Annotated in this window: 6 protein-coding genes; all 6 read right to left on the bottom strand. The window is 63.2% G+C overall.

Going from position 1 to position 8,096, the window contains the following annotated elements; all coding sequences use genetic code 11:
* Positions 1-109: 109 nt before the first annotated feature.
* Entirely contained in the window at positions 110-949 is an 840-nt protein-coding gene (locus MESS4_RS01040; protein WP_006325411.1) for an alkaline phosphatase family protein, read from the bottom strand.
* Positions 950-1,032: 83 nt separating this feature from the next.
* Entirely contained in the window at positions 1,033-2,625 is a 1,593-nt protein-coding gene (locus MESS4_RS01035) for an ABC transporter substrate-binding protein (RefSeq protein WP_006325410.1), read from the bottom strand.
* A 332-nt stretch (positions 2,626-2,957) separates the two neighbouring features.
* Positions 2,958-4,613, bottom strand: coding sequence for an ABC transporter ATP-binding protein (locus MESS4_RS01030; protein ID WP_006325409.1), 1,656 nt, complete (start codon positions 4,611-4,613; stop codon positions 2,958-2,960).
* Entirely contained in the window at positions 4,613-5,437 is an 825-nt protein-coding gene (locus tag MESS4_RS01025; protein ID WP_006325408.1) for an ABC transporter permease, read from the bottom strand. The genes MESS4_RS01030 and MESS4_RS01025 overlap by 1 nt, the downstream gene beginning before the upstream one ends.
* Before the next feature lie 10 nt (positions 5,438-5,447).
* On the bottom strand, positions 5,448-6,407 hold the full coding sequence (locus MESS4_RS01020; RefSeq protein WP_006325405.1) for an ABC transporter permease: 960 nt from the start codon (positions 6,405-6,407) through the stop codon (positions 5,448-5,450).
* A gap of 16 nt (positions 6,408-6,423) precedes the next feature.
* Positions 6,424-8,010 carry an ABC transporter substrate-binding protein gene (locus MESS4_RS01015; protein ID WP_006325404.1) on the bottom strand — a complete coding sequence of 529 codons (1,587 nt, stop codon included), beginning with the start codon at positions 8,008-8,010 and terminating at the stop codon, positions 6,424-6,426.
* Positions 8,011-8,096: the final 86 nt, after the last annotated feature.

The raw sequence follows: 8,096 nt of genomic DNA, 5'->3' as shown, positions 1-8,096 counted from the left end.
CGGCGCCAGCACACGATGTCTATTCTGAACGTTGGCGCTGCCCCTCACCCTTACCCTCTCCCCGTATAGTGACGGGGAGAGGGGGGACGCCAACGTCGCAGTCGGTCACTCAGCTCAGAAACGGTTTCGCCTTCATCGTCGCCGGCACCGGTACGCCGAGACGCTTCAGCACCGTCGGCGCCAGCTGCAACTGGTTGAGCAGGGTATCGGCTTCCGGCCCCTTGCCCTGTCCGAAATAATACAGAGCGAAATCCTGCATCTCGTCGTCATGGCCGCCGTGATGGCCGCGGTCGGTCTGGCCGTGATCGGCGGTGACGATCACTTCGTAGCCGGCGTCCCGCCAGCCCGGCAGGAAGGCAGCCAGCATGCCGTCCATCGCATAGACGGCATGATCCATCTCCTGGCAGTCGTGGCCGAAGCGGTGGCCCATCGAGTCCAGCGTGCAGCTGTGCAGGATGCCGTAGTCGATGCCGTGACGCCTGGTCAGCATGGTCAGCGTCGCGAACAGGTCGACGTCGCTCGGCGTCATCTGGTTGCGGGCATTGTAGCCGGTCATGGTGTGGAACCGGCCATGCGTGATCGGCCCGCCCGGTTCGTCGAACTCCATGTCCTCGACCAGATCGAACGGATAGGCCCGGAAGAATTCGGACCAGTAGGAATGGGTGACCGCGCCTGTCCTGCCGCCGGCCTTGCTGACCTCGGAGAAGATGTCGGGCTGTTCGACGCGGAACCTGTTCTCGTTGGACAGAATGCCATGCACCTGCGGCGAAACGCCGGTGTGGATCGAGGCATAGCAGCAGGCCGAGGTCGACGGCAGCACGGAGCGCATCTTCCAGACGCGCGCTTCGCCCGATTGCACCCAGCCTTCGAGATTGCCCATCAGCCGGCGCCAGTTCCGGTAAGGCACGCCGTCGAGGATGATGAGCAACAGTTTTGTCTTCAGCGCCACCGGCGGCTCCGTATTGTCTTATCGGAAGGATGAGGGTCTGGGCCGCCGGTCGATGGCGGCAGGCCCAGACCCACGTCTTATGATCAGGCGGCGGTCAGCCAGCATTCGCCAAGCGCGTAGCCATCCATCATCTCGCCGATCGGGCTCTTGGCAAAGCCGCCGATCCTGTTGGTGGCGGCAGCGTCGATGAATTGGTTGAAGAAGGGCACGATCAGCCCGCCCTCGTCGCGCATCACCACCGCCATGTCGTGATAGATCGCCTTGCGCTTGGCCTGGTCGAGCTCGGCACGCGCGGTAAACAGCATCTTGTCGAACTCGGGCCGCTTGAAGCGCGTGTCGTTCCAGTCGGCGGTCGAGACATAGCCAGTGGAATACATCTGGTCCTGCGTGGCGCGCCCGCCCCAGTAGGAAAGCGAGAAGGGCTGCTTGTTCCAGACTTCCGACCAGTAGCCGTCGCCGGGCTCGCGCTTGATCTCGATCTTGATGCCGGCCTTGGCGCAGGACTGCTGGTAGAGCTGGGCGGCATCGACGGCGCCGGGAAAGGCAACGTCGGAGGTGCGCAGCAGGACCGAGCCGCTGTGCCCCGACTTCTTGTAGAGCGCCGCCGCCTTTTCCGGATCGAATTTGCGCTGTTCGATGTCGCTGGAAAACAGCGGATAGGCTTCATTGATCGGGAAGTCGTTGCCGACCGAACCGTAGCCGCGCAGGATCTTCTCCAGCATCTCGTCGCGATCCATGGCAAGCTTCAGCGCCATCCTCAGATCGTTGTTGTCGAACGGCGCCGTGTTGCAGAACATGTTGAACGGATAGTAGCCCTTGCCCGATACGTTCTCGATGCTGACGCCGGGGATGCGCTTGACCAGGTCCACCACTTTCGGCTCGACACGATTGATCATGTGAACCTGCCCGCCCTGCAGGGCGGCGAGCCGTGCGGTGGCGTCGTTGATGACGATGATCTCGATCTGGTCGGCATGGCCGGCCTTGTCGCCGCGCCAGTAATTGGCGAAGCGCTCGCCGCCATGGCGCACGCCCGGCTGGTTGACGGTGACCTTGTAGGGGCCGGCGCTGATGCCGGCATTCGGATCGTCCTTGCCGCCGTTCGGCTGGATGGGGAGATGGTAGTCGGCCATCAGATAGGGGAAGTCGGCGTCGGCATCGCCGAGCGTGACGATGACTTCCTTGCCGCTCGGCTTGACGCCCTTGATGTTCTTCAGGATGCCGAGTGCTCCGGATTTCGACTTCTCGTCGGCATGGCGTTCGATGGTGGCCGCGATGTCCTCCGCGGTGACGGTCTTGCCATTGTGGAATTCGATGCCGTCGCGGACCTTGATCGTCCAGGTCTTGGCATCAGAGGACGCGCCGATCTCCTCGGCTATGAGGTTCTCCAGCCTGTTGTCGGGCGTCAGCCGGACAAGATATTCGCCCCACTGCTTGCCGAAGCTGTATGTGACCTGGCTGAGATTGAGAGCCGGATCGAGGCTGTTGGTCGATTCGCCGCCCTGCAGGCCTGCCTTGATGATGCCGCCTTTGACCGGCGTCTGCGCAAAGGCCTTGCCGGCCAGCGCCGGTGCCAGTGCCGCCGACACGCCGAGCGCCGCGGCGCGGCCGAGGAAGTCGCGGCGCGATATCCGGCCCTTGCCGGCGAGATCAGCGAGATGATCGAGTTCGTTCTGCATTTTCCTACCCCTTTTCCAGACAGCGTCCCACGAGCACCGACCGTTGGCGCCGATCTTTTCTGTTCCGCATTGCATCTGGATGACGAAGGCGATGTTTTGTCGGTTCCCTATCGGCCGAAGCCCCGAACTTCGTCATCCCTGGGCGAAGCAGGAGCGAAGCTCCGTCGCGGAGACCCTGGGATCCATGCCGTGACCTCAGTCGAAGGGCGCAGCGGAGCAGAATTCTGCACCGTAGCAGCGCTCTGAAGTCGCGGCATGGATCCTGGGGTCTGCGCTGCGTCGCTTCGCTCCTTGCTCCGCCCCAGGATGACGAAGCGATGGGCGTTTCCGAGCTAATTCCCCGCGCTGGCCATGCGCCGCCCCTTGATCGCCTTTTCCAGCCAGCCGATCTCCATTTCGGGAACCGAGGACAAGAGAAGGTCGGTGTAGGCGTCGAAGGGTGGTGCCAGCACCTTGCTCTTGGCGCCGTAGCGCACCACCTCGCCGCGATACATCACCGCGATCGAATCGGCGATCGACTTCACCGTCGCCAGGTCGTGGGTGATGAACAGATAGGCGACGCTTTCTTCCTTCTGCAGCTCGAGCAGCAGCTTCAATATGCCGTTGGCCACCAGCGGGTCGAGCGCCGAAGTCACCTCGTCGCAGATAATCAGTTTCGGCTTGGCGGCGAGCGAGCGGGCAATGCAGACGCGCTGCTTCTGGCCGCCGGAGAGCTCCGCCGGGTAGCGGTCGATGAAACCCTTGCCCATCTCGATCTTGTCGAGCAGTTCGGCGACGCGTTTGTCGCGCTCGCGGCCGCGTATGCCGAAATAGAATTCGAGCGGCCGGCCGATGATGGTGCCGACGGTCTGGCGCGGGTTCATCGCCACGTCGGCCATCTGGTAGATCATCTGCAACTGGCGCAGATCCTCCTTCGGCCGGTCGGCAAGCCTGTTGGCAAGCGGCCTGCCGTCGAAAGTGACGGTGCCTTCTTCCGGCGGCAACAGCCCGGTGATGGCCCGCGCCAGCGTCGACTTGCCGGAGCCGGACTCGCCGACGACAGCCAGGGTCTGGCCGGGATAGATATCGACGGAAACGTTCTTCAACACCTTGATGTGGCTGCGGCCATAGGCGGCGGTAACCTTCTTGACCGACAGGAACGGCGTCGTGCCGGGGTTCTGCTCCTGGTGTTCTATCTCGTGCACCGAGACCAGCGCATTGGTGTATTCCTGGCGCGGTTCCTTGATGATCTGGCGCGTGCCGCCCCATTCGACCAGCCGGCCGTGGCGCAGCACCATGATCTCGTCCGAGACCTGGGCGACGACGGCAAGGTCGTGGGTGATGTAGAGCGCCGCCACATGGGTGTCGCGGATGGCGTCCTTGATCGCCGCCAGCACGTCGATCTGGGTCGTCACGTCGAGCGCCGTGGTCGGCTCGTCGAAGACGATCAGGTCGGGCTCCGAGCAGAGCGCCATTGCCGTCATCACGCGTTGCAGCTGGCCGCCGGACACTTGGTGCGGAAAGCGTTCGCCGATGCTTTCGGGGTTAGGCAGGCTGAGCTTCTTGAACAGCGCAACGGCCCGTTTCTCGGCCTCTGCCCGTGTCGCCGTGCCATGCAGCAGCGTGGCTTCCACCACCTGGTCCATCAGCTTGTGCGCCGGGTTGAAGGCCGCCGCCGCCGATTGCGCGACATAGCAGACCTCGCGGCCACGCAATTTGCGAAAACCCTCCTTGCCGCCCTTGAGGATGTCGCGGCCATTGAGGATGACCTCGCCGCCGGTGATGCGCACGCCGCCGCGGCCATAGCCCATCGACGACAGGCCGATGGTCGATTTGCCAGCGCCGGACTCGCCGATGAGACCGAGCACCTTGCCCTTCTCGAGCGTCAGCGAGACGTCATGGACAAGCACGATGTTCTTCGGCGCTTCACCCGGCGGGAACACCGTGGCTTCGATGCGCAGATTGCGGATGTCGAGCAGGAGGCCGGATTTCGCTTTGTTGTCAGCCATCACCCGCGTCCTCCCTTCAGGCTTGTCGTGCGGTTGAGCACCCAGTCGGCAACCAGATTGACGGAGATCGCAAGTGCCGCGATCGCCGCCGCCGGGATGAGGGCTGCCGCTATGCCGAAGACGATACCGTCCTTGTTTTCCTTTACCATGCCGCCCCAGTCGGCGTCAGGCGGTTGTACGCCAAGGCCAAGGAAGGACAGTGTCGACAGGAACAGCACCGCATAGATGAAACGCAGCCCGAGTTCCGAGACCAGCGGCGACAGCGCATTGGGCAGGATCTCGCGGAAGATGATCCAGGCCTCGTTTTCGCCGCGCAGCTTCGCCGCTTCGACATAATCCATGACGTTGATGTCGACGGCGACCGCGCGCGACAGCCGGTAGACGCGGGTCGAGTCGAGAACGCCCATGACCAGGATCAGCGTCACCAGGTTGGTCGGCAGCACCGAAAGCACGACGAGAGCCATGATCAGCGTCGGGATCGACATCAGGAGATCGACAAGGCGCGACAGCAGCGTGTCGAACCAGCCGCCGAAAACCGCCGCCGAGAAGCCGAGGATGGCGCCGAGCGAGAACGACAGCGCGGTGGCCAGCACCGCGATGAACAATGTGATGCGGGCGCCGTAGACCATGCGCGACAACAGATCGCGGCCGAGATTGTCGGTGCCCAGCAAATGGGTCGCCGACATCGGTTCCCAGACGTCGCCGACGATCTCGGCATTGCCGTACGGCGCGATCAACGGCGCGAAGATCGCCGCCAGCACGAACAGCGCCGTCAGCACGATGCCGATCAGTGCCGGGATGGGGATGCGTTTTATATCGAGCATGCCCGCTCCCTCACTTCGGATGTCTGAGACGCGGATTGGCGATGATGGCCGCTATGTCCGCAATGATGTTCAGGCTGATGTAAACGGCGGCAAAGATCAGGCCGACCGCCTGCACCACCGGCACGTCGCGCTTGGTGACATGGTCGACGAGATACTGTCCCATGCCGGGGTAGACGAAGATCACCTCGACCACGACGACGCCGACGATCAGGTAGGCGAGGTTGAGCATGACGACATTGATGATCGGCGCGATGGCATTTGGAAAGGCATGCTTGCGGATGACGTTGAAGGCCGACAGGCCCTTCAGTTCCGCCGTCTCGACATAGGCCGACTGCATGACGTTGAGGATCGCCGCGCGCGTCATGCGCATCATATGGGCGAGCACCACCAGCGTCAGCGCCGTCGCCGGCAGCGCGATCGCCTGCATCCGCTCGCCGAATGGCATGCCGTCATAGACGGTCGAGATGCCGGGAAAGATCTGCCATTTCACCGCGAAGAAATAGACTAGCACATAGCCGATGAAGAACTCGGGAAACGACGTCGAGGCGAGCGCCAGCCCGGAGATCAGCTTGTCAACCCAGCCATTGCGGTAGCGCACCGCAATCAGGCCGAGGATGATCGCCAGCGGCACCGCCACGATTGCCGCCCAGAAGGCGAGGAACAGCGTGTTCCACAACCGTCCCTTGATCGATGTCGCAATGTCCTGGCCGCTCGACATCGCCGTGCCGAGATCGCCGGTCAATACGCCACCCAGCCAGTGGAAATACCTGACATAGGCCGGCTGGTTGAGGCCGAGCTGCTCGCGCAGATTGGCGAGCGACTCCGGCGTCGCCGACTGTCCGAGAATGGCTTGCGCGACGTCGCCGGGCAGGATCTGGGTGCCGGCAAAGATCAGGACCGAGACGGCCAACAAGAGAAGGATGCCCAGCGCAACGCGCTGGGCCACCAGTTTCACGATGGGTGAGGACATATCCGCAAGGCCAAGCTCAGGCTTCGAGCCAGCACTTCGCCAAAGCGTAGCCGTTCATCAGTTCCTGATGCGGATCGTCGACCCAGCCGCCGACCTTGGCACCCGTCGCGTCGATGAACTGATTGAACATCGGCAGGATGAGGCCGCCCTCGTCGCGCACCATGACAGCCATGTCGTGATACATCTGCTTGCGCTTGGTCTCATCGAGTTCGGCGCGCGCCGCCAGCACCATCTTGTCGAAGTCCGGGCGCTTGAAACGCGTGTCGTTCCAATCGGCCGTCGACAGATAGGCGGTCGAATACATCTGGTCCTGGGTCGAGCGGCCGCCCCAATAGGAGGCGGAGAAGGGCTGCTTGTTCCAGACCTCGTTCCAGTAACCGTCACCGGGCTCGCGCTTGAGCTCGATCTTGATGCCGGCCTTGGCCGCGCTCTGCTGGAAGAGCTGGGAGGCGTCGACGGCGCCGGGGAAGGCGACATCCGAGGTCCTGAGCAGCACGGTGCCGTCGTGCCCCGACTTCTTGTAGTGGAACTTGGCCTTGTCGGGGTCGTACTTGCGCTGCTCGATCTCGGTGAACAGCGGATAGGACGCGTTGATCGGGAAGTCGTTGCCGAGCGAGCCATAGCCACGCAGGATCTTGTCGAGCATCTCCTCGCGGTCGATCGCCAGCTTCAGCGCCATCCTGAGATCGTTGTTGTCGAACGGCGCGGTGTTGCAGTGCATGATGAACACGTAGTGGCCGGGGCCGGCATGGTTGCGGATGGTGACACCGGGCAGACGCTTGATCAGGTCGACGATCTTCGGCTCGACGCGGTTGATCATGTTGACCTGGCCGCCCTGCAGGGCAGACGTGCGCGCCGTGGCATCGTTGATGACGATGACCTCGATCTGGTCGGCATGGCCCATCTTGTCGCCCTGCCAGTAATTGGCGAAACGCTCGCCGCCATGGCGAACACCAGGCTCGTTGGTCACGATCTTGTACGGGCCGGCGCCGATGCCGGCATCGGGCTTGTCCTTGCCGCCGTTCGGCTGGACGATCAGGTGGTAGTCGCTGAGCAGGTAGGGCAGGTCGGCGTTCGCCTCCTTCAAGGTCAGCACGACTTCCTTGCCGCTGGCCTTGATGGTCTCGATGCCCTTCATGTAGCCGAGCGCGCCGGACTTCGACTTCTCGTCGGAATGACGCTCGAGCGTGGCGGCCACGTCTTCCGCGGTTACCGTCTTGCCATTGTGGAATTCGACCCCGTCACGGATCTTCAGCGTCCACACCTTGGCGTCGTCCGACGAGCCGATCTCCTCGGCGATGCGGTTCTCGAGCTTGCCCTCGGGCGAGAGCTCGACGATCATTTCGCCCCAGCACTTGCCGAAGGCGAACGGCACCTGCGTCATCATCAGCGCCGGGTCGAGGCTGTTGGTGGACTCGCCGCCGACGAGGCCGGCCTTCAGCGTGCCGCCCTTGACCGGACCGGCGGCGCGGGCTGCGCTCGAAAGGAGCGAGTTGGCCAAGGTCGCGGTGACGCCGAGCGCCGCCGCCCGGCCGAGAAAATCGCGACGGCTCAGTTTGCCGGACGCGACGCGCCGGCTGAGATATTCCAGTTCATTCGACATGTTGAGTTCCTCACTCTGTTGGTACGACCTTACGGTCGTTTTTCTTGTTTCTTGTGAGGAGAATAATGACCGCAAGGGAAAGCGGT

Origin of the sequence: Mesorhizobium sp. STM 4661, from assembly GCF_000359125.1 — a bacterium.
GTDB lineage: Bacteria > Pseudomonadota > Alphaproteobacteria > Rhizobiales > Rhizobiaceae > Mesorhizobium.
This window is presented reverse-complemented; position numbering and strand designations above follow the sequence as displayed.

Bases quoted from the DNA above. Each gene is read 5' to 3' on its own strand.
- MESS4_RS01030 (WP_006325409.1), bottom strand. From the start codon at position 4,613: ATGGCTGACAACAAAGCGAAATCCGGCCTCCTGCTCGACATCCGCAAT.
- MESS4_RS01015 (WP_006325404.1), bottom strand. From the start codon at position 8,010: ATGTCGAATGAACTGGAATATCTCAGCCGGCGCGTCGCGTCCGGCAAA.
- MESS4_RS01035 (WP_006325410.1), bottom strand. From the start codon at position 2,625: ATGCAGAACGAACTCGATCATCTCGCTGATCTCGCCGGCAAGGGCCGG.
- MESS4_RS01020 (WP_006325405.1), bottom strand. From the start codon at position 6,407: ATGTCCTCACCCATCGTGAAACTGGTGGCCCAGCGCGTTGCGCTGGGC.
- MESS4_RS01025 (WP_006325408.1), bottom strand. From the start codon at position 5,437: ATGCTCGATATAAAACGCATCCCCATCCCGGCACTGATCGGCATCGTG.